Raw genomic sequence first — 22,263 nt, 5'->3', positions numbered from 1 at the left:
GCGCAGTCGGTGGGCACGGGGACGACGTCGGCGCCTGTGCGCCGCTGCCGCGGTACCACCCCGCTTGTCCGGCCGGATGTTCCGGCGGGCGGACCTCTCGTTGCGAGCTGTGACGGGCTCACCCGTTCGGTTCTACTGGGCGCCGGTGGGCGCCGTTCTTCCGAAGGCTCCCCGGTGATGGCCGGATCACTGCCGATCTACAGGTTTGATTGTAGCCAGTGCGGGCAACGTTATTTCCGTGCCCTGCTCCCCACCCCGTTCACCGCACCCGTGCCTGCTCAGCGTTTGGCATGACGGCCGGGACGCGATTGCGGGCCGTCCTCGGGCTCACGCATGGCCAGCGCGCTGACCAGCAGCAGGATCGCACCGATCACGCAGACGACGATGCAACCCCACGCCCAGATCACCGATCCGGTCGTCAACGCCGTCACCAACAGGGCGAAGCCGATCGCGGCCAGGACGAGCGTCAGAACGAGCATGGTCACCCCCTAGGCGGGCAGGGCGGGCCGCAGCGCCCCCGAGGGGCCGGGCGGCTCGGCAGAACTACGACCACACAGCGGCATGCGACGCCGGACCCCGCGTATCGGCGGGGTGGCGGGCACCCGGGACGAGCTATTTGCCACCCTTGGCGTACGACGCCGGACCGTGGCTGTTCGATACCGCCTCGAAGGCCTCGCCACCGTCGACAGGAACGGCCGAACCGCGGTTCTCCAGCTCCTCGAGCTGCGATTCCAGGTAGGACTTCAGACGCACCCGGTACTCGCGCTCGAAGGTCTTCAGCTGCTCGATGCGGCTCTCCAGCACGCTGCGCTGCTGGGTGATGGTGGCCATGATCTCGGTGTGCTTGCGCTCGGCGTCGGCCTGCAGGGCGTCGGCCTTCTCCTTGGCCTGGCGCAGCTGGCTGTCGGACCGGGTCTGCGCGTCCGACAGCAGCGAATCGGCCTTCTGCCGCGCCTCGCCGACCATCGCGTCCGAGCGGGTCTGCGCTTCGCTGACCATTCGCTCGGAATTCGCCCGGGCGTTGGAGAGCAGCTGTTCGGCCTCGGCCTTGGCGTCGGTGGTGAGCCGGTCGGCCATTTCCTGTGCCAGGCTCAGCACCTTCGCGGCCTGCAGGTTCGCATCCGCGGCGGAGTTGTCCTTGGGAGCCACCGGCGCGGCGGCCTGCACCGGCATCGGCGGCGCAACGGGCGCGGGTTTCGGCGGTTCCGGTTGCGGCGGCGCGGGTTTCACCGCCTGCGGCGCGGGACGCGACTTCTTGGCATCCGCCAATTCGGCATCCAGCTCAGCAACCCGCTGGCGCAGGTCCGCATTCTCCTCGATGAGGCGCGAGAGCTCCTGTTCGACCAAGTCGAGGAAGGCGTCGACTTCATCCTCGTTGTAGCCGCGCTTCCCGATCGGCGGTTTGCTGAACGCGACGTTGTGCACATCGGCTGGAGTCAGCGGCATGGAAGGATCCCTTCGCGCTTCGTACGGAGATCTAGCGTAGATCTTCTAGCAAGCTCTTCTTCTCGGCCCATTCTGTCACACCGGAGCTATCGGCTGCCCGAGCCTGCTGACGATGGACATCAGAATGAACACGATGAAAAGCAGGACCATAATCGACAGATCCAGTCGAATTCCCCCCAAGTTCACGGGAGGTATCAGGCGCCTCAACAGTTTCACCGGCGGATCGGTGATCGTGAAGATCACCTCCAGAACGACGGCGACGAACCCCCGCGGATGCCAGTCGCGCGCAAAGCTGCGGATGAACTCGACGATCACTCGGCTGATCAGCAACAGCCAGAAGAGGAACAGGAGTACATACAGCACCTGAAACAAGGCCACCTGTCCACTTTGCCTCAGATTCGGTGTCCTGCAAACTCCCCGCGCCGTGCATCCGGCGTCCTTTCCCCCCACGCGGCTCACCCGACCGGGGCCGCCGCCGCGCCGCGGCACCCGGTTCGGGGTTTATTTCTGGTTGTAGAAGCCGTTTTCGGCGATGCGCCGGCGCTCCTCGGCCGATACATCGACATCCGACGGTGAGAGCAGGAACACCTTGGTGGCCACCTTGTCGAACGAACCACGCAGCGCGAACGCCAATCCGGCGGCGAAATCCACCAGGCGGCGCGCGTCGGCGTTGCTCATTTCGACCAGGTCCATGATCACGGGCGTACCGTCACGGAAACGCTCGCCGATGATCGCGGCCTCGGCATAGGTGCGCGGACGCAGTGTCGTGATCTTGGACAACGGACCTCCGTCCTCGAAGACGGGGGCGCGGCGCGGAGCCGGCTCGAACCGGGCGCGCTCCTCCATCCGCCGCTCTTCCATCCGCCGTTCGGCCTCGGGATCGACCGCCAGCGCACCGTGCGTGGTGCCACGCACCATCGGAGTGCCACCGCCGAGCCCGCGCGAGCGGCCCGAAGGTGCGGATTCGATCCGGGTCGGGCGGCGCAGGGGCTCGTAACGGTCGTCGGAGTAGGACTCGTCGGCGAACTCCGAGCGGCGCGGCACCGTGTAGCCGGGCTGATAGGGCGCCTTGTAGGCCGGCTCCGGGTAGCCCGGATCGTCGGCGAAGCGGTCGTCGCCGAAACGCGAGCGCCCGGCGTCGTACGGATCGTCGTCGAAACGCGAGCGGCGCACACCGCGGTCGTCCGCACCCAGCGGACCACGGTCGTCGATACCCCGAGGGCCACGGTCGTCGACGTAGTCGTCTTCGTATTCCTCGAGCGGGACCATGCCGAAGTAGGCCTTGAACCTGTGCAGCGTACTCATGCTCCCACCTCACTAACGCTGGGCTCCAGCACGAGCATGCTCGTGGCTGCGCTGATGTCTCGCTCGCTACGCTCGCTCATCCTGGTCGACCTTCCTACGGCCCCGACTGACCTGGGGTGTTGAAGTCCTGCTCAGACCTCGTCAGCCCCAAGCATATGTTTCGAATGTGACTGATGAGGTTTCTTTGCTACTGCGAGGTTATCGGTCGCGCGCCCATCAGAGCAGTACCGACACGCACGCAGGTAGACCCGTGTCGAATGGCGGCCTCGAGGTCGCCCGACATGCCCGCCGACAACTCGGTCGCGCCCGGATGCGCGGCCAGCAGCGTGCGATGCAGACCGGCCAGTTCGGCGAAGGCCGGATCCGGGTCCGCGCCCAGCGGCGGAATCGCCATCAGGCCCGCGAGCTGCAGATTCTCGGATTTCGCGACCTGATCGGCGAGCGCCGGGAGATCATCCGGGACAACGCCGCCGCGCGCCGGATCGCGATCCAGGCTCACCTGCAGTAGCACACGCAGCGGATCCGCGCGCGCCCCGTCCGCACGCGCGGCCGCCGTGGCGGTGTCAAGGGCCCTCACCAGACGCTCCGAATCCACCGAGTGCACCGTATCGGCCCAGCGCACAACCGATTTCGCCTTGTTGCGCTGCAATCGGCCGATCATATGCCAGCGCATCTGCGCCAGATGGCCTAATGAGGCCACCTTGGCGGAGGCCTCCTGCTCCCGCGATTCGCCGAATTCCCGCCGGCCGAGCCGATACAGGATCTCCACGTCGGAGGCCGGGAAGTATTTGGTCACCGGCAGCAACCGGACGGTGGCCCGATCGCGCCCGGCGGCGCGGCACGCGGCATCGATGCGATCTTCCAGGCGTGCGAGAGCGGCGGCGAGCTCGGCCTCCCGAGACTGCTGCATCCCCGGCCCGGATTCTGTTGTGCCGACCTCGGATTCGGCGTGATTCACCGCTCCCCCTCCATCCAGATCACCCCGGCGATGCGGCCGGTGGGCGCGCCGCGGCGGTGGCTGAACAGGGTTTCGTCGGTGATGGTGGAGCGCGGATCGACGGCGACCGCGCCGACCCCGGCCGCTTCCAGCTGACGGCGGATGCCGGCTCGCAGGTCCAGCCCGGGCGTACCGCGCCGGGTCGTGGTGGCGCTGCCGGGCAGATGGGCCTCCACATCGTCGCGCATGGCGGCGGGCACCTCGTAGTCCTCGCCGCCGGCGGCCGGTCCCAGGAAGGCGCCGATGCGGTGCGGCTGGGCGCCGACCGACATCATCGCCTCGAGGACCTTCGGCACGATGCCGATGCGAGCGCCGACGCGTCCGGCGTGCACGGCCGCGATCACACCGGCCTCGTCGTCGGACAGCAGCAAGGGGACACAGTCGGCGGTGAGGACCACCAGCGCGAGATTCGGCACGGTGGTGACGAGCGCGTCGGTCACCGGAACCGGTTCGGCGCGCGGGCCGTCGACGATCTCGACGTTGCGGCTGTGCACCTGCTCCATCCAGACCAGGCGGCCGGGCGGCAGGCCGATGCCCTCCGCGAGTCGAATCCTGTTGCGGCGCACGGCTTCCGGATCGTCGCCGACGTGGTCGCCCAGGTTGAACGAGTCGTAGGGCGCCACCGAGAACCCACCGGCCCGCGTGGTCGTCACCCGTCGCGTCCGAACCGAAGCCTGTGTCATATCTCCGAGATTAATAGGCCGCGCCGGTTCGGAGTCGAGCCCGCCGCCGAGTGATCCGGAACGGATGTGGCGAGGCGGCGGAACGGGGCACAGCGCGAGCATGACCGCCGAAGTACCCACGGCGTGCGAGTTCATGCACACGACTTTGCCGCCACACGAGATCGCGGCGTTCACCACCGCCGGGTGCGACGGCTCCCCTCGCGGTGTCCGGTATCACACGTCGTCGCCCCGGGACATCGACGGCGACACCCGACGACCCACACCAGACCCTGCCCGGTGCCGGACCACCGGAATTTCCGTGGCACACAGGTTTCGATCGGCCTCCACGGGCCGGAAACGCCGCTGCCCCCTCCGAAACGTCGGAGGGGGCAGCGAGATCGGCGTCTGCTACCGGCGCATGAAATCGGGGACGTCGACGTCATCGGTGTCCTCGTCCGGCATCTGAATGTGTGAGCGGCTGTTGTGCGCGATGGTCGGTTCGGCGACCGGGCGCGGTTCGTAGGACGGGGCCGGGCCACGCGCAGGCGTCGGGTCGGCCGTGCGCTCGGGCTCCGGCTGGCGGGTGCTGCCGAACTCGCGGCGGGTAGTGGACTGGCCGATGTCTCCGGCTCGGCCCGCGCCGATATTCGTTCTGCCCGCCGGTTCGATGCGCCGGGCCGGGGTGCCCCCGTCGAAGCCGGCGGCGATCACCGTGACCCGGACCTCGTCGCCGAGCGAATCGTCGATCACCGTGCCGAAGATGATGTTGGCCTCGATGTGCGCGGCCTCCTGCACCAGCGAGGCGGCCTCGTTGATCTCGAACAGACCGAGGTCCGATCCACCCGCGATCGACAACAGCACGCCGTGCGCACCGTCCATCGACGCCTCCAGCAGCGGCGAATTGATCGCCGCCTCCGCGGCTTTCACGGATCGTCCCTCGCCGCGCGAGGAGCCGATGCCCATCAGGGCCGAACCGGCGCCGGACATGACGCTCTTGACGTCGGCGAAGTCGACGTTGATCAGACCCGGGGTGGTGATCAGATCGGTGATGCCCTGAACACCGTTGAGCAGCACCTCGTCGGCGGAGCGGAAGGCGTCCATCAGGCTCACCGCCGCGTCGCCGAGCTGGAGCAGCCGGTCGTTCGGGATCACGATGAGGGTGTCGCAGGATTCGCGCAGCGCCTGGATACCGGCCTCGGCCTGGTTGCTGCGCCGCTTGCCCTCGAAGGAGAACGGCCGCGTCACCACACCTATGGTCAGGGCGCCCAGCTTGCGGGCGATCGAGGCCACCACGGGCGCGCCACCGGTACCGGTGCCGCCGCCCTCGCCGGCCGTCACGAAGACCATGTCGGCGCCCTTGAGCACCTCTTCGATCTCGTCCTTGTGGTCCTCGGCGGCCTTGCGGCCCACCTCGGGATCCGCGCCGGCGCCGAGACCGCGGGTGAGTTCGCGGCCGACGTCGAGTTTGACGTCCGCATCACTCATCAGCAGTGCCTGCGCGTCGGTGTTGACGGCGATGAACTCGACTCCCTTGAGTCCCTGTTCGATCATCCGGTTGACGGCGTTCACGCCGCCGCCGCCGATACCGACGACCTTGATCACTGCAAGGTAGTTGTGCGGGGGCGTCATGGGCTCTCGCCTTCCTTCGATCCAAAGCCTGTCGTTTTCGGATTCTCGGCAGAGCGCCGATTCGAGGTCCCCGGTCCGCCCGGGTTTTCACTCGGACAAACCCTAAACCTGAACCATAGGGTTGGCGTTATGTCAAGTATCCGACTGGTGCGGAACGCTATTCGCACCCGTCGCGATCCGTGCGCAGGCGCGCCGACACGAGGGTCAGAATCTTGTGTGATCCGTCTCGTCCGAGCCCGTCGGGCATGGTACCGCGAACGGCCGCCGCAGGCACCGAGATCGGGTCTCGATATCCGCACGACCGCGGATTCACCGGCCCCGCACGCGACTGCGGCACCCGGACGGGCCCAGGTGCCACGGCCATCACGCACGGCCATCGACTCCCGGCCGCCGGTCGAAAACCGCAACGGCACAACGAGTGTCACTATCTTACCGTTACCAGATCGGGACTCGAAACGTCGAATACCGTTCCCGGGCGCGTCAGCACCGGAAGCACCACCGCGGCTTTGCGTTCGGAGTCGTCCGTACCGCCCCAGACCACCGTGCGGTCGTCGCGCAGCTTCAGTTCGATATCCGAAACCGACCGCGCCACAACCTCTCCCACCTGCGCACGAAGCGCCGGCGGGGCGGCATCGAGAACCGCGACCGCGGCCCGGGTCACCGGATCGGCGCTGCCGGGGTGGTCGGTGACCAGCTTCGCGACGCCCGGCGGCGGCGGTTCGATCGCGAATTCGACGCTGTCGGCGTCGAGCAGATGCGGTCCCTGCGGACTGTCGAAGAACACCACCGCGGTGCGCTCGTCCACCGTGACCCGCACCGTGGACGGAAACACCCGCTGGACCCGCGCCGCCCGCACCTTCGGCAGCGACGCGACCCGGCGCGCGATCGCGTCGGTGTCGATGCGCAGCATGGAGCGGCCGCCGGGGATCTGCAGCACCGCGCGCACATCCTGTTCGGGCACCGCGGACGCCCCCTCGACCTGCACGGTGCGCACCGAGAGCGCGGGAGTGAAGTAGGCGACCACGAGCAGCACGATCACCACGACCACGATCGGCGCGCCCCACAGCAGGATTCGCCGCCACCGGCCGTCGAAGGGCAGCCGCGCGCGGGTCCCGGCGCGGCGGAGACGGTTGTCGCCGTCCGCCGCGAACTCGTCCTCGGCGTCCGGATCGGACTCGTCGATCGTCGCGCGGCGTGTCATGTCCACCTCCCTCTCCGGCCGGCACCGCCGGGCGGGGGCGCCGTGTTCACCGTCCCGTCGACGGGCGTACCCGCAGTCCGTCCAGAATCTGCCCGCCGAGCATCGTCACGTCGCCGGCTCCCATGGTGATCACCACGTCCCCCGCACGCGCCAGGCTCGCGGCCTGCCGGCCCACCCGCGACATATCCGGTTGGTAGTGCACGGGTTTGGTGACCGCCTGGGCCACCAGTGCGCCGTTGACCCCGGGCAGCGGCTTCTCGCGGGCGCCGTAGACGTCGAGGACCACGACCTCGTCGGCCAGCGACAGCGCCGCGCCGAACTCCTCGGCGAAGGTGGCTGTGCGGCTGTACAAATGCGGCTGGAACACCACGATCACCCGCCCCTGCCGGGAGCGGGCGCCGTCGGCCGCCTCCTGGCGGACCAGTTCGGCCGCCGCGCCGAGCACGGCGCGTACCTCGGTCGGGTGGTGGGCGTAGTCGTCGAAGACCCGCACCCCGTTCTCCCGGCCGACGAACTGGAAGCGCCGGTGTACGCCGCCGAATCCCTCCAGGCCCTGCAGGATTTCGTCCACGTCGGCCCCGGCGTCGCGGGCGGCGAGCAGCGCGGCGAGGGCATTGAGGGCCATATGGCGGCCGGGCACCGACAGGCGCAGCGTGCGCGGCGCGGGTTCGTCACCCAAGTGCACCGTGGCCACACCGCCCACGTCGCGCGGCTCCCAGGCCACCAGCCGGGCCTGCATCGGCACCGGCACGTCGACCGTTTCCGCCGAGCCGTAGCCGGCCACCCGGATATCGAGCTCCCCGGCCGCCACGCGCTCGGCGACCCGGCGGGCCAGTGCCAGCGAGCCCGGATCGTCCAGGCAGACCACGAGCAGTCCACCGGGGACCAGTCGCGCCACGAAGTCGTCGAACACCTGGACGTAGGCCTCGTCGGAGCCGAAGAAATCCAGATGATCGGATTCGATGTTGGTGACCACGGCGACGTCCGGATCGTATTGCAGCAGTGAGCCGTCCGACTCGTCGGCCTCGGCCACGAAATAACCGCCGGTGCCGTGATGGGCGTTGGTGCCCGCCTCGTTCAGCTCACCGCCGACGGCGAACGACGGATCGAAGCCGCAGTGCTGCAACGCCACCACCAGCATGGAGGTGGTGGAGGTCTTGCCGTGGGTACCCGACACCAGCAGGGTGTGGTGGCCGCGCATCAGTTCCGCGAGGACCGTGGGACGCATGAGCACCGGCACACCGCGCCGATTCGCCTCGACAAGTTCGGGATTCGTCTTCGGGATGGCGGCATAGGTGGTGACCACCGCACTCGGGCCGCCCTCCAGCAGATCCAGCGCACTCGCGTCGTGGCCGATGCGGACCTGGGCACCGCGTGCCCGCAACGCCAGCACGCCGCGGCTCTCCTTGGCGTCCGAGCCCGACACCTCGCCGCCGCGGGCGAGCAGAATCCGCGCGATCCCCGACATGCCGGCACCGCCGATGCCGACCATGTGGACCCGCCGCAACAGTTCCGGCAGTTCGGCGGGAGCCTGCCCGGTGTGGTTCACCGGGTCCGCGGCTCCCACTGCGGCCGTCTCGTTTCCTCCGGTCACCGTCCGGTCACCTCCAGCACGATTCGCGCCACCGTATCCGCGGCGTCGCGATGTCCGGCACCGGCGGCGGCGACCGACATGTTCGTCAGCGCGGCCGGGTCGGTGAGCAGCGCGATCACCTCGTCCATCACATACTTCGGCGTCATCTCCGCATCGGCGACGATTCTGCCACCGCCCTGCGCGACGATCGGGCGGGCGTTGAACTCCTGCTCGCCGTTGCCGTGCGGCAGCGGCACGTAGAACGCCGGCAGGCCGACCGCCGACACCTCGGCCACGGTCATCGCGCCCGAGCGGCACACCGCGGCGTCGGCGGCGGCATAGGCCAGATCCATCCGCGACAGATACGGCACGGCAACGTATTTCGCGCCGTCGCGACCGGATTCGGTATCGATGCCCTCCAGATCGAGGGTGTTCTTGGGACCGTGCGCGTGCAGCACCGAGATACCGGCCGCCAGCAGTTGCGCGGCCGCGCCGGACACCGCCTCGTTCAACCGGCGCGCGCCCTGGGAGCCACCGAAGACCAGCAGCACCGGCCCCTGCTGGGGCAGGCCGAAGTGGTCGCGGGCCTGGTTGCGCAATCCGGCCCGGTCGAGGGTGGCGATCGAGTCGCGCACCGGAATTCCGACCACCTCGGCGTCGGCGCGCCCACGTGCGTGCACACCCGAATTCGGCACGGCGGCGAGGACACGCGCCGCGCGGCGGGCGCCGAGCTTGTTCGCGATCCCGGCCTTCACATTGGCCTCGTGCACCACCAGCGGCACCCGGCGCGAGCGCCGCAGCACTCCCCCACCGGCCGCGAGGTAGGCGGGCACCGAGACGTAGCCGCCGAATCCGATGATCACATCGGCCTCGACCGCGTCGATCACCGCGCGGGTGCGGGCGACCGCGGCGCGGACCCGGCCGGGCAGGCGCAGCAGGTCGGCGGTGGGTTTACGCGGCAGCGGGACCGGCGGAATCAGCTCCAGCGGATAGCCGCGTTCAGGGATCAGCGTCGTCTCCAGCCCGCGCTGGGTGCCCAGTGCGGTGATCCGGATCGAGGGATCCAGCCGGCGCAGTGCGTCCGCGACCGCCATCGCGGGTTCGATATGCCCGGCCGTGCCCCCACCGGCGACGATCACCGAGAGCGTCCGTTGCCCGGAACCCGTCGTGCCGCCGCTCTCGCCGGTTGTCACCTCGAATTACCTCGTTCTCTCGCATGTGTCATCGGATAGCTGGGCTCCCAGGCCCGGGTCGTGCGCCACGACGACGCTCCACGCGCCTCCCGCCGTCCGGCGTCGGCGCTGCGTCGTCGTGCCGAATCCGAATCTATCGACCGCCGGGGTATCGCCGCACCCCCACCCCGCGCCTGAGCGGCCCCGCGGGACGTGCCCGCGCCGCGCGACCGACCGGATTTGTCCGACCGCTTGCGCGCCGGCGGCAGTTCCCGCCGGCGCGGGCCGGAGACCGCGCGGGCCCGGCCGGCGCGAGCGGGTGCGTAGGTTTCCGGGATCGGCAGCCGCAGCAACCGGCTGAACCGCCCGTCCTGCCCGGCCTTCAACGCGGCGATCGCCTCGGGTTCGTGCCGGGCCGCGCTCGCGATCAGGCCGAACATCATCAAGGTGATCGCCAGCGACGAACCACCGGCCGACACCAGCGGCAACTGCAGGCCCGTCACCGGCAGCAGACCCACCACGTAACCGATGTTGATCAGCGCCTGCCCGGTGATCCAGGTGGTGGCGGCCGCGGTCAGCAATCGCAGGAACGGATCGGCCGACCGGCTGGCGATGCGCAGGCCGACGAAGACGAACAGCGCGAAAAGGCCCAGCACCAAGGCACATCCGAGAAATCCGAGTTCCTCGCCGATGATGGCGAAGATGAAGTCGTTGTGCGCGTTGGGCAGATAACTCCACTTGGCCCGGCTCTGGCCGAGCCCGCGCCCCCAGATCCCGCCGTCGGCGAGGGAGAACAGCGCCTGGCGCGCCTGATAGCCGATGCCCTGCGGATCGTCGCCGGGATTGAAGAACGCGCGCATGCGATCGGAGCGATAGCCGGCCGACAGCGCCAGAATTCCCGCCGCGACCGCACCCGAGACGGCGATGGTCACGAACAGCCGCACCGGCAACCCGCCGAACCACAGCAGCGCGACCAGCACCAGGCCGACCGCGATGGTCGTCGACAGGTTCGGTTCCAGCACGATCAGCAGACAGACCAGCAGACCGGCCGGCACCAGCGGCACCAGAATGTCCTTGTAGCCGGTCTGGTCGCTGCGGCGGGTCGCCAGCAGGTGCGCACCCCACAGGATCAGGGTGACCTTCACGATCTCCGACGGCTGCACCGAGACGAATCCGAGGTCGAACCAGCGCCGCGATCCCTGCACCTGCGAACCGATGCCGGGAATCAGCACCAGCACCAGCAACAGCACCGACGCCGCGAACAACGGGAACGACAGCTGCCGCAGCACCCGCATCGGGATCCGCAGCGCCACGTAGAACAGCGCCGCGCCGAGTGCCGCGAAGAACGCCTGCTGCATGAACAGCGAATACGCCGAACCGCCGTCGGCGTAGGCCTCCACGCTGGACGCCGACAGCACCATCACCAGCCCGAGCACTGTGAGCAGGGTGGCGATGGTGACGACCAGGTGGAAATCGGCCAGCGGGCGCGCCAGCCAGGCACCGAACCAGGTGCCCACGGGCTTGCGCGCCGGTTTCGTCACTGCTGGCTCCCGATATCTCTCTCGTCCAGGGCCTGCACCGCCGCCACGAAACTGCGGCCGCGGTGGGTGTAGTCGGCGAACATGTCCAGGGAGGCCGCGGCCGGGGCGAGCAGGACGGTGTCACCGCGCCCCGCGTATCCGGCAGCGATGCGTACCGCGCGGGCCATCACCGCGTCGGCGCCGTCGATCTCGGCGACCAGAGAGGCCGTGGAGGGTTCCCCGCTCATCTGTGCATCGTCACCCGAACCGAGCTCGACCACCGGGACATCCGGCGCGTGTCGCGCCATTGCCGCCGCGATGACCGGCGCGTCCTGACCGAAAACCACCGCGGCGACGAGACGCTCGGCGACCTCCTCGATCAGATCGTCGATATGGGCGCCCTTGAGCTGACCACCGGCGATCCACACCACCTGCGGATGCGCCAGGATCGACGACCGCGCGGCGTGCGGATTGGTCGCCTTCGAATCGTCGACGAATCCGACTCCCGCCAGTTCCCGCACGAAGGCGGCGCGATGTGGGCCCACCTTGTGCTCGGCCAAGCCCTCCTTGACGAACTGCGGGGCCACGTCGATGGCGCGAGTCAGCGCGGCCGCGGCCAGCGCGTCGGCGACACCGGCGGGTCCGGGCGGGCTGATGTCGCCGACCTCGGCCAGGATCGCGGCCTTGGTGAAGGCGCGGTCCAGCAATTTACCGTCGACCACGCCGAGTTCGCCGTCGGCAGGCACCCCGATCCGGAATCCGACGGTGCGGCGCGCCTTGGACTTTCGCGCCAGCGCGGCGGCGACGGGGTCGTCGAGGCCGACCACGCCGACCCGTCCGGTCAGGGCACGCGCCTTGGCCGCGGCGTAGGCGTCGAGGCCGCCGTGCCAATCCAGATGATCCTCGGCCACATTCAGCACCACACCTGCCTCCGGGCGCACCGACGGCGCCCAGTGCAGCTGGAACGACGACAGCTCGACCGCGAGGATCTGCGGTCCCGGGGTGCGGCGCAGCGCGTCCAGGATCGGCAGCCCGATATTGCCGCAGGCGACGCTGGGCAATCCGGCCGCGCGCAGGATGGCGTGGGTCATCTGGGTGGTGGTGGTCTTACCGTTGGTTCCGGTGATCACCAGCCATTTGCGCACCGGACCGTAGAGCCGGGCCTGATCCACCCACCAGGCGAATTCCACATCGCCCCAGACCGGAACGCCCTCGGTGACCGCGGAGACCAGCACCGGCGAACCCGGCCGCCAGCCCGGGCTGGTGATGACCAGCGCGAACCGTTCCAGCGCACCGGGTTCGACGAGTTCGGCCGCGGTGGCGGTGTCGAGGCCGAGTTCGGCGGCCTCGGCCATCGCCTTCTCCCCGGCGTCGGTGACGACGGGGCGGGCGCCGATATCGCGCAGCGGCTCGATCAGTGAGCGGCCCGACACCCCCCATCCCGCGACGAGAACGTCACGGCCACGCAGAAATTCGAGCATGGGACCCGGTGATCGCAGGGCCCGCGGAGTATGTTCGACCATCGCTGCTTACCCGACCTGAGAGAGGTATTCGCTGTAGAACAAGCCCAGACCCACCGCCGCCGCGATTCCGGCGAGCAGCCAGAACCGAATGATGACCGTCGTCTCCGCCCATTTGCTCAACTCGAAATGGTGATGGAACGGCGCCATCTTGAACAGCCGGTTGCGGGTGGTCCGGAACACCGCCACCTGCAGCACCACCGACACGGTCTCGGCGACGAACAGCGCGCCGATCACGACCATGAGCAGTTCGGTGCGGGTGGTGATCGACAATCCGGCCAGCAGGCCACCGAGGGCCAGCGAACCGGTATCGCCCATGAAGATCTTGGCGGGAGCCGCATTCCACCACAGGAATCCGACGCACGCGGCCGCGCCCGCGGCACACACCAGCGCCAGATCCAGCGGATCGCGCACGTTGTAGCAGCCGGCCTCGGCCTTGAACTCGCAGGCGTGGTAGTACTGCCAGAACGTGATGATCACGTAGGCGCCCAGCACCAGGCTCATCGAACCCGCGGCCAGGCCGTCCAGGCCGTCGGTCAGATTCACCGCGTTCGACCACGCGACCACGACCAGGCAGACGAACGCCAGGAAGATGATCACGCTCATCGAGACGGTGTTGATCTCGCGCACGTACGACAGATGCCGGCTGGCCGGGGTGCGCCCGCCCGCGCCGCGGAACTGCAGCGCGAGCACTCCGAAGATCACCGCGGCGCCGAGCTGGCCGATGTACTTACCGGCGGCGGTCAGGCCGAGGTTGCGCTGTTTGCGCAGTTTGATGAAGTCGTCGATGAAGCCGACCACGCCGAGCGCGGTGGCCAGACCGAGAACCAGCAGACCCGAGACCGAGGGCCCGTCGGCGTGATAGCCGATCCCGATCAGATGCGAGCCCAGATATCCGGCCCACATGCCGATCAGGATCGCGACGCCACCCATGGTCGGGGTGCCGCGCTTGGCCTGATGACTCTCGGGGCCGTCGATGCGGATTTCCTGGCCGAATCCGCGCCGGGCGAACATGCGGATCAGCAGCGGCGTCAGCAGGATCGATACCGCCAGCGCGATCCCCGCCGCGAACAGAATCTGCCTCATCCAGCTGCCTCCGTGCCCTGCCCACCCGATGCGAGCACGTGCTGCGCCACCGCCCACAGACCGGCGGAGTTCGACGCTTTGACCAGTACCACGTCACCGGCCGCGATCTCGTTGTCCAGCAGGGCGATCGCGGATTCGATATCGGGTACGAGGATCGATTCCTCGCCCCACGAGCCTTCCATGACCGCGCCCTGGTGCAGCGCGCGGGCCGGGCGCCCGGTGCCGACCACGATCAGCCGGTCGACGTCCAGCCGCACCGCGAGCCGTCCGATGGTGTCGTGTTCGACGACCGATTCCTCGCCCAGTTCGGCCATTTCGCCCAGGACCGCCCAGCTGCGCCGGCCACGCGGCGCATCCGGCGTACCGCCGGCGCGCGACATCGACACCAGCGCCTTGAGCGCGGCGCGCATGGAATCCGGATTGGCGTTGTAGGAGTCGTCGACGACGGTGACCCCGTCGGCCCGGGTCCGCACATCCATCCGGTGCGCCGAATCGACCGTCGCACCGGCCAGGGCCCGGGCCACGGTGTCGAGATCCGCACCGCATTCCAGCGCCACGGCGGCCGCGGCCAGCGCGTTCGAGATCTGATGCTCGCCGTACACCGCCAGATGCACCTCGGCGTGAGACCCGTTGGCGTGCAGGGTGAATCGCGCCCGCGCCTCGGAGTCGAGCACGATGTCGGTGGCCCGAACGTCCGCGCCGGACGCCTGACCGAAGGTCACCACCCGGGCCCGGGTCCGCTCGGCCATGGCCGCCACCCGCGGGTCGTCGGCGTTGAGCACCGCGACGCCGGTGGGCGGAAGCGCTTCCACCAGTTCGCCTTTGGCCTGCGCGATGGCGTCCCGGCCGCCGAATTCACCCAGGTGCGCGGTGCCGACGTTGAGGACGACACCGATCCGCGGGGGTGCGATCTCGGTCAGCGCCTTGATATGGCCCGGACCGCGCGCGGACAGTTCCAGCACCAGGAAGCGGGAGTCGGCTCCCGCGCGCAGCGCCGTCCACGGATGGCCCAGTTCGTTGTTGAAGGATCCGGGCGGGGCGACCACCGCGCCCAACGGCGCGAGCACCCGCGCCAGCAGGTCCTTGGTGGAGGTCTTTCCGGCCGAACCGGTCACCCCGACCACGTTCAGGCCGGCGACGGCCAGCCGGTGCACACTCGCCCGCGCCAATTTCGCCAGCGCCGCCAGCACCGCGGCGCCCGAGCCGTCGGTGTCGTGGGCCAGCACATAGGAACGATTCGCCGACGCGCCGGCCGCGGGGGCGAAGGGTTCGACCACGATCGCCGGCACGCCGACCGGCCGCGCCGCCAGCACCGCCACCGCACCCGAGGCCACGGCCTTGCCCGCGTAGTCGTGCCCGTCGACATGCTCCCCCGGCAGGGCCAGGAACAGGTCGCCGGAATTGATTCGGCGCGAATCGAATTCGACCGCACCGGTCACCGTCACCGCGGGATCGCCCACATCGTGCAGCGTGCCGCCGACGATCTCGGCGATCTCCCGCAGAGTCATTTCGATCATGAAACCGTCAGGTCTTTCGTTTTACGTTCCAGGGCCTGTCCCAGCACCTCACGGTCGTCGAACGGATACTTCACACCCGCAATCTCCTGCCCGGTCTCGTGTCCCTTACCTGCCACCAGCACCACATCCCCCCGCCGTGCCCAATCCACGGCGGCGGCGATGGCGGCGGCCCGATCGCCGATCTCGCGCACCTCACCGCGTTCGGCCTCGGCGATGCCCAGCGCGCCCGCGCGGATCGCGGCGCGGATCTCGGCCGGATCCTCGGTGCGCGGATTGTCGTCGGTGATGACCAGCAGATCCGCGCCGCGCGCCGCGGTGGCGCCCATCAGCGGCCGCTTACCGGCGTCGCGATCGCCACCGGCGCCCACGACCACGGCCAGGCGGCCGCCGGAGTCGCGCAGATGCCGGCGCAGCGTCGCGATCACCGATTCCACCGCGGCCGGCTTGTGCGCGTAGTCGACGAGGGCCAGGAAATCCTGTCCCGCGTTCACCCGCTGCATCCGGCCGGGCACATCCACCTCGCCCAGCGCCGCGGCCGCCACCGCCGCGTCGACACCCGCCGCGGCGCACACCGCGATCGCGAGCAGGCCGTTGGCGATGTTGTAGCGCCCGGGCAGCCGCAGCCGCGCCGAAATCTCACCCGCGGGACCGATCGCGGTGAACTGCTGCCCGCCGTCGGCCAGCGCGGCGGCGCCGGTCACCGTCCATTCCGGTTCGGTCTCCCCGGTCGGGCAGTCCGCGGTCGCCACGGTGACGACCCGGGCTCGCCCGCCCGCCTCCCGCGCCAGCCGCCGGCCCCAGGCGTCGTCCACGCAGATCACACAGGTGTCGGCCGCGACCTGTCGCTGCGGCGCGCCCGGATCCGGGACGAACAGCCGGCGCTTGGCGGCGAAGTAGTCCTCGAAATCGGCGTGGAAGTCCAGGTGATCCTGCGACAGATTCGTGAACGCGCCGACGGAGAAGTGCACACCGTCCACGCGGCCCAGCGCCAGCGCGTGGCTGGACACCTCCATCACCACGGCCTGCACGCCCTGTTCCACCATCAGCGCGAACATCGCGTGCAGCTGCGGCGCCTCCGGTGTGGTCAGCGCGCTGGGCACCCGGCGGTACTCGACGGCGGCGCTCGCACCGGCCGCGGTCTCCTCCGGATTCGGATCGACGCGCCGCGCGATCCGCGTCTCGATCGTGCCGATCAGCGCGGTGGACAGCCCGGCCGCGGTGAGGCCCGCCTCCACCAGATACGAGGTGGTGGTCTTGCCCGAGGTGCCGGTGATGCCGATGACCTGTAGTCGCCGCGAGGGGTGACCGTACACAGCCGCCGACAGTTCGCCCAGTACCGCGCGCGGATCGTCGTGCACGAGCACCGGCACATCCAGTTCGCCGATCAGCTCCGCCCCCGCGGCGTCGGTGAACACCGCGACCGCGCCGCGCTCCACGGCGTCGGCGGCGAAGCGGGCGCCGTGGGCCTTGGCGCCGGCCAGACCTGCGAACAGGTCACCGGGCTGCACGGCGTTCGAGCGCTGTTCGATGCCGGTGATCTCGATCCCGGCCGGGTCGCCGGAGTTCAGCCGCGCACCGGTCAGTTCGGCAACGGCCTGCACCGGCGTCGACAACGCAACGGCGGGGCGAAGCACCTGCGGGCTGGGCTGCACGGGCACCAGGCTCCTTTCGTGGGCGCACATCTGTGCATCGGGTCGAGATTCGGGGTCGGGGAGTCAGGTTACCTGTGGGCGATCGACGGCCACGCAGCGTGGCCGCCTCGCGCGCACCGGGTCCCCGGACTCACCGCGCCCGCACCCGCCCGTGCGGCGGGCCGCAGACGGACACCCACGGTTCCGAAACCGGACATTCAGGCGCACACACCACTACATCGCCTGGAGCACAAGCTGTTTCGGCGGCACGGTGGACGGCGGAATCCGATCGCGCTGCAGCGCCCAGGAGGCGATGCTGTGGAACAGCGGCGCCGCCGACTGCCCGCCACTACCGTCGGTGCTGCGCACGGGGGCGTTCAACATGATGCCGATGACGTAGCGCGGATTGTCGGCCGGGGCGATCCCGGCGAAGGTGATCCAGTAGCGATCGCTGGAATAGCACTGGCATTTGTCGTCGATCTGCTGCGCGGTTCCGGTCTTCCCTGCGATCTGATAGCCCTCGATCGCCGCGGGCGCGCCCGTACCCTGCTGATAACCCATCGGATCGCGCTGCACCACGGCCTGGAACATCTGCCGCAGCGTACTCGCGGTCTGCGGGCTCACCACCCGCACGCCGTCCGGCTGCGGTTCGCCGGTGCGGTGCCCGTCGGGGCCGATCACGTCCTTGACGATGCGCGGCGGGATCCGCACACCGTCGTTGGCGATGGCCTGGTACATCCCGGTCATCTGCAGCAGGGTCATCGAAAGGCCCTGTCCGATGGGCAGATTCGCGAACGTCGAGCCGGACCACTGGTCGCGCGGTGGCACGATGCCGCCGCTCTCGCCGGGCAGTCCGACACCGGTGCGCTGCCCCAGGCCGAAACGCTTGACCATATCCGCGAAGCGGTCCTCACCGACTCGCTGCGCGAGCATCAGCGTGCCCACATTCGACGACTTACCGAAGATGCCGGTAGTGGTGTAGGGCATCACGCCGTGCGACCACGCGTCGTGCACGACCACGCCGCCCATGTGGATCTCACCGGGGACCTGGTGCACCTCGTCCGGATTGGTCAGGCCGTACTCGATGGAGGCCGCCGCGGTGATGATCTTGTTCACCGAACCGGGCTCGTAGGCATTGGTCACCGACGGATTGCCGATATCGGCCGAGGCCCAGAACTTCGGATCCTGCGCCGGATTGAAGGTGTTGTCGTTGGCCATGGCCAGCACCTGGCCGGTGTGGGCGTCCAGCACCACCGCCGAGGCGTCCTGCGCGCCGGATTTGTCCTTGGCCTCCTGGACCTGCTGCTGCACGTAGTACTGCAGATCGGAGTCGAGGGTCAGTTCGACATCGGAGCCGTTGACCGCGGGCACCTTGTCGCGCTCGCTGCCGGGGATGACCGCCCCGTCGGAGCCGCGATCGTAGGTGTGCGAACCGTCGGTGCCGGCCAGCGTCGCGTCCATCGACGCTTCGAGCCCCACCTGGCCGTGCCCGTCCCAGCCGGTCGCGCCCACCACGTTGGCCGCCAGCGCGCCGCCCGGATAGACCGGCGTGTCCTGACGTTCGGTCCCCACTTCGGGGAACTTCTCGGTGATCTCGTCGGCGACCCGGGAGTCGACGTTGTAGGCCAGATAGGTGAACTGGTCGTCGCTGCGCAGTTTGGCGAGCAGTTCCGCTTCGGGGGGCGCGTCCTTGCCCAGCTTCTCGTGGATCGTCTTGGCGATCTCCTCCAGCCGCTTGTCGACCTCGGGCGCCTTGTCGCTCTTCGCCCGCGCGTCGGCCAGATCCTTGCGCACGGCCACCGGCCGGAAGTTGAGCTTCTTGGTCACGACGGTGAACGCGAGCCTGCGGCCGTCCCGATCGAGGATGGCGCCGCGTTGCGCCCAGTCGGTCTGATGCACCGTGCGCTGGCTGGCCGCCTCGGCCGACAGGTTGGGCGCGGAAAACGTTTGCAGCCAGAGCAATTGCATCGCGACGACGAGCAGCGCCACCAGCATGAGGACGCGCCCGACTCCGAACCGCAGCCGCGTGGAGGCATCCGCGCGCGAACCCGCCCGCGGGCGGGGAGCGCGGCGCGGCCGGGCGGGTGTGGATCGCACACCCGCCCGGCCGCGTCCCGTGGCACCTCCGCCGGTTCTGCCTCCGCCGCGGCCGGTCATCGATCGGCCCCCTCGGGTGCCGCCTGGACCACCGGCTGAGTGCCGGCCGGCTGCGCGGCGGGTGCTACGGGCGCGGGCGGACCGGCCGGTGCCGTCGGTTGGATACCCGCGGGTGCGACCGGCGCCGCCTGCGCCGCGGGCTCCGGTTCGGCAGCGGGTGCGGCCGGGGCCGCCTGTGCCGCCGGTTGAGTCCCGGCCGGAGGTGCGGCCGGCGCCGCCGGTGCGGCCTGTACCGGTGCCGGAACCTGCGTCGGCTGGGCCGGCGGATGCGGCGCTGTCGTCGTCGGCGCCGGGGGCGGATTCTGATCGGCCGGACCGGGAGCGGGAGCCGGCGGGGCGGGGGTCGTGGTCACCGGGACCAGCCGTTCCCCTTGAGCCTGAGCGAGTTTCGGCGGCAGCGCACCCGGCTTGGCGGGAGTCGTGTTCAGCGGCGGCACCGGCGCGCCCTCGGCCGGTGTCTCCTTGCCGACCACCGTCACCGAACCGTCGGGAGCCACGAGCAGGCGGGCGGGATCCTTGGCCGGGATCATGCCCAGCTCGCGTGCGCGGTTGGCCAGTTCGGGCGCCGAGTCGGCGGCCTCCACCTCACGCTGCAGTGCCGCGCGCTCGTCGAGCAACTGCCGGTTGATGCGGCGGGCGTCGCTGAGCTGATAGCTGTCCTCGGCGGCATGCGTGGTCAGCACCAGGGTCGCGAGCAGACCGCAGCCGAGCAGGGCGAGAATCGCCGCCACGAACGGCAGCCGCCCGGCCATCATCGACCCGGCGCGCCGGGGCAGCGGCGGAAGCACGCGCTCCCCCGCCCGATTGCGCCGGCGCGCATAGGCGCGTTGGGCCGCACCGGATTTCACGCGGTCGGCGCTGTGCGCTCGCCGCGGCGCGGACCGCTGCGTCCGCTGTGGTGCGTCCACCCGTGTCCGCACGCTCATATTCCTGCCTCCCCTACCGATTTCCTGTGGGACTGCCCGTCGTAGTGCTGCCGAACCGGCAATACCCCCGTCGCCGGATCGCTGTCACCCGGCCGCCTGTATTCGCTCCGCGGCCCGCATGCGCACCGGCGCCGCGCGTGGGTTCTCCTCGATCTCCGTTTCGCTCGCCTTCTCCGCGCCCCTGGTCAGAATCGCGAATTCCGGTCCCATGCCGGGCAATTCGACGGGCAGGTCCAATGGTGTGCGCGAGGCCGAGGCCTGCGCGAAGATCTGTTTGACGACCTTGTCCTCCAGCGACTGGTAGGACATGACGACGATCCGGCCGCCGACCTCCAGCGCCGCCAATGCCGCCGGCACCGCGGCCTCGAGCGACTCGAGTTCGCGATTGACCTCGATCCGCAGGGCCTGGAAGGTGCGTTTGGCGGGGTGCCCGCCGGTGCGCCGGGTTGCCGCCGGGATCGCGTCGTAGAGCAGTTCCACCAGTTGGGCACTGGTCGTGAACGGGCGCTGCGCGCGCCGGCGGACGATCTCACTCGCGATCCGGCCCGCAAAGCGTTCCTCGCCATAGGTTTTCAGGATCCGGGCCAGATCGCCGTGGCTGTAGGTGTTGAGCACATCCGCCGCGGTGAGGTCGGACGTCGGGTCCATCCGCATGTCCAGCGGGGCGTCCACCGAATAGGCGAAGCCCCGCTCGGCCTCGTCGAGCTGCATCGAGGACACACCGAGATCCATCAGCACCGCGCGCACGGAGCCTCGTTCGGGCAGCCCGGCCTGGCGCAGCGCGCCGGGCAGGCCGTCATATCTGGTGTGCACCAGCGTGATTCGATCGGCGAAGGGCGCGAGCCGCTCGCCAGCCAGGCGCAGCGCCTCGGTATCGCGATCCAGCCCGATCAGGCGGATCGCGGGATAGGTCCGCAGGAAATGTTCGGCATGCCCGCCCAAACCGAGCGTGGCGTCGACGAGGACTCCGCCGGATTCCAGTGCGGGGCCGAGGATTTCGTCGGCACGACGCAAAAGAACCGGAACATGGCGGGGGCGGTCGCTGTCATGGTTCACCTCGACCTCCCGGATCCTGGCTCACGGTGCTTGCGACGGGTGGATGGTCTAACGAGTGGACAGCCAATGCCCCGGGGTCTCTGACCGAACACGGCACCTGGCGTTGGGGAAGTACGTCAGGGTCCGTGCCGGGCAGAGGCCGCAGGGCACTCGCCTGTCTCGGATCAGAAAATTCCGCCCAGCGACTCGTCTCCTGCCAGCGAGTAGTCCTCCTCGTGCTCGGCGAGGTAGGAATCCCACGCCTGTTTGTCCCAAATCTCGAGCAAATCGACCGAGCCGATCACCACGCAGTCCTTGGACAGATTCGCGTAGCGGCGATGTTCGGCCGACAACGTGATCCGGCCCTGTCCATCGGGACGTTGCTCGTCCGTGGACGCCGCCAAGGCACGAACGAAAGCCCTTGCCTGCGGGTTGCTTCGGGACGCCGCCGCGGCTCGCCGCGCCAGGGCGGTGAACTCTTCTTTGGGATAGACGGCAAGGCTGTGGTCCTGACCTTTCGTGACCATCAACCCTCCCGCCAGTTCGTCGCGAAACTTCGCAGGCAACGTCAGTCGCCCTTTGTCGTCCAGGCGAGGCGTGTAGGTACCGAGAAACACAGTCTCGACACCTCCCGCTCGATCACCTCGTCTGGTCGGCGCTCTTATCAGTGCGCGCTCCACATTACCCCACTTTCCCCCACTTTCAATCGAAAGCCGCGGTGATCTCGGTCCCCGGCTCGGGGATTGAGCAGGTCAACTCAGCTATCACCGCGGTGGGGAGATTTCGTCGAGTTCCCCCGACACGCGCCGCCGGCGAGCCGGGCAGCCCGACAACCATCAGCAAACCCGCAGCTGGGAGCGGCCCCAGCCGGTGGTGGGCGAGAGTG

The 22,263-nt window shown here is 69.6% G+C and carries 19 protein-coding genes; all 19 read right to left on the bottom strand.

The features are described from left to right. Window positions 1–278: 278 nt before the first annotated feature. The gene (locus A5789_RS09655) at window positions 279–479 is read right to left on the bottom strand and encodes a hypothetical protein (protein ID WP_030514704.1); all 201 of its coding nucleotides are present in this window, start codon (window positions 477–479) and stop codon (window positions 279–281) included. 133 nt (window positions 480–612) lie between these two features. Further along, window positions 613–1,446, bottom strand: a complete 834-nt coding sequence (locus tag A5789_RS09650; protein WP_030514705.1) for a DivIVA domain-containing protein — start codon at window positions 1,444–1,446, stop codon at window positions 613–615. A gap of 75 nt (window positions 1,447–1,521) precedes the next feature. Continuing rightward, a complete protein-coding gene (locus A5789_RS09645; RefSeq protein ID WP_030514706.1) occupies window positions 1,522–1,824 on the bottom strand; it encodes a YggT family protein in 303 nt (100 codons plus the stop codon). A 123-nt stretch (window positions 1,825–1,947) separates the two neighbouring features. Beyond that, window positions 1,948–2,751, bottom strand: a complete 804-nt coding sequence (locus A5789_RS09640) for a cell division protein SepF (RefSeq protein WP_030514707.1) — start codon at window positions 2,749–2,751, stop codon at window positions 1,948–1,950. Window positions 2,752–2,938: 187 nt separating this feature from the next. Next, on the bottom strand, window positions 2,939–3,661 hold the full coding sequence (locus A5789_RS09635) for a YggS family pyridoxal phosphate-dependent enzyme (protein WP_064901569.1): 723 nt from the start codon (window positions 3,659–3,661) through the stop codon (window positions 2,939–2,941). A gap of 44 nt (window positions 3,662–3,705) precedes the next feature. Beyond that, window positions 3,706–4,431, bottom strand: coding sequence for a peptidoglycan editing factor PgeF (gene pgeF / locus A5789_RS09630; RefSeq protein ID WP_030514709.1), 726 nt, complete (start codon window positions 4,429–4,431; stop codon window positions 3,706–3,708). 387 nt (window positions 4,432–4,818) lie between these two features. After that, complete coding sequence (gene ftsZ, locus A5789_RS09625; protein WP_063017882.1) at window positions 4,819–6,039, bottom strand: cell division protein FtsZ; 1,221 nt, start codon at window positions 6,037–6,039, stop codon at window positions 4,819–4,821. 424 nt (window positions 6,040–6,463) lie between these two features. Further along, a complete protein-coding gene (locus A5789_RS09615; protein WP_082857377.1) occupies window positions 6,464–7,240 on the bottom strand; it encodes a cell division protein FtsQ/DivIB in 777 nt (258 codons plus the stop codon). Between the two features lie 46 nt (window positions 7,241–7,286). Then, window positions 7,287–8,732: a UDP-N-acetylmuramate--L-alanine ligase gene (gene murC / locus A5789_RS09610; protein ID WP_063017892.1), complete on the bottom strand. Its 1,446-nt coding sequence runs from the start codon at window positions 8,730–8,732 to the stop codon at window positions 7,287–7,289. Window positions 8,733–8,830: 98 nt separating this feature from the next. Then, window positions 8,831–10,006 (bottom strand): undecaprenyldiphospho-muramoylpentapeptide beta-N-acetylglucosaminyltransferase, encoded by a 1,176-nt coding sequence (gene murG, locus A5789_RS09605; protein WP_063017878.1) that lies wholly within the window; start codon window positions 10,004–10,006, stop codon window positions 8,831–8,833. Beyond that, window positions 10,003–11,526 (bottom strand): putative lipid II flippase FtsW, encoded by a 1,524-nt coding sequence (ftsW, locus tag A5789_RS09600; protein WP_082940583.1) that lies wholly within the window; start codon window positions 11,524–11,526, stop codon window positions 10,003–10,005. Before ftsW ends, murG begins: the two co-directional genes overlap by 4 nt. After that, window positions 11,523–12,986, bottom strand: coding sequence for a UDP-N-acetylmuramoyl-L-alanine--D-glutamate ligase (gene murD, locus A5789_RS09595; RefSeq protein WP_063017874.1), 1,464 nt, complete (start codon window positions 12,984–12,986; stop codon window positions 11,523–11,525). Before murD ends, ftsW begins: the two co-directional genes overlap by 4 nt. A gap of 48 nt (window positions 12,987–13,034) precedes the next feature. Next, on the bottom strand, window positions 13,035–14,111 hold the full coding sequence (mraY, locus tag A5789_RS09590; RefSeq protein WP_030514716.1) for a phospho-N-acetylmuramoyl-pentapeptide-transferase: 1,077 nt from the start codon (window positions 14,109–14,111) through the stop codon (window positions 13,035–13,037). After that, window positions 14,108–15,628, bottom strand: a complete 1,521-nt coding sequence (gene murF, locus A5789_RS09585) for a UDP-N-acetylmuramoyl-tripeptide--D-alanyl-D-alanine ligase (protein ID WP_064901540.1) — start codon at window positions 15,626–15,628, stop codon at window positions 14,108–14,110. Before murF ends, mraY begins: the two co-directional genes overlap by 4 nt. Further along, the gene (locus A5789_RS09580; RefSeq protein WP_064901538.1) at window positions 15,625–17,310 is read right to left on the bottom strand and encodes a UDP-N-acetylmuramoyl-L-alanyl-D-glutamate--2,6-diaminopimelate ligase; all 1,686 of its coding nucleotides are present in this window, start codon (window positions 17,308–17,310) and stop codon (window positions 15,625–15,627) included. Before A5789_RS09580 ends, murF begins: the two co-directional genes overlap by 4 nt. A gap of 183 nt (window positions 17,311–17,493) precedes the next feature. Then, window positions 17,494–19,416: a penicillin-binding protein 2 gene (locus A5789_RS09575; protein WP_082940582.1), complete on the bottom strand. Its 1,923-nt coding sequence runs from the start codon at window positions 19,414–19,416 to the stop codon at window positions 17,494–17,496. Further along, window positions 19,413–20,342: a hypothetical protein gene (locus A5789_RS37715; RefSeq protein ID WP_227462783.1), complete on the bottom strand. Its 930-nt coding sequence runs from the start codon at window positions 20,340–20,342 to the stop codon at window positions 19,413–19,415. Before A5789_RS37715 ends, A5789_RS09575 begins: the two co-directional genes overlap by 4 nt. Window positions 20,343–20,426: 84 nt before the next feature. Continuing rightward, on the bottom strand, window positions 20,427–21,398 hold the full coding sequence (gene rsmH, locus A5789_RS09565; RefSeq protein WP_063017292.1) for a 16S rRNA (cytosine(1402)-N(4))-methyltransferase RsmH: 972 nt from the start codon (window positions 21,396–21,398) through the stop codon (window positions 20,427–20,429). A gap of 164 nt (window positions 21,399–21,562) precedes the next feature. Then, window positions 21,563–21,994, bottom strand: coding sequence for a division/cell wall cluster transcriptional repressor MraZ (gene mraZ, locus A5789_RS09560; protein WP_064927183.1), 432 nt, complete (start codon window positions 21,992–21,994; stop codon window positions 21,563–21,565). Between the last annotated feature and the right edge of the window lie 269 nt (window positions 21,995–22,263).

The organism is Nocardia sp. 852002-51101_SCH5132738 (assembly GCF_001665695.1).
GTDB lineage: Bacteria > Actinomycetota > Actinomycetes > Mycobacteriales > Mycobacteriaceae > Nocardia > Nocardia nova.
The sequence above is the reverse complement of the archived record's forward strand: the minus strand, read 5'-3'. Positions and strand labels throughout refer to the sequence as shown.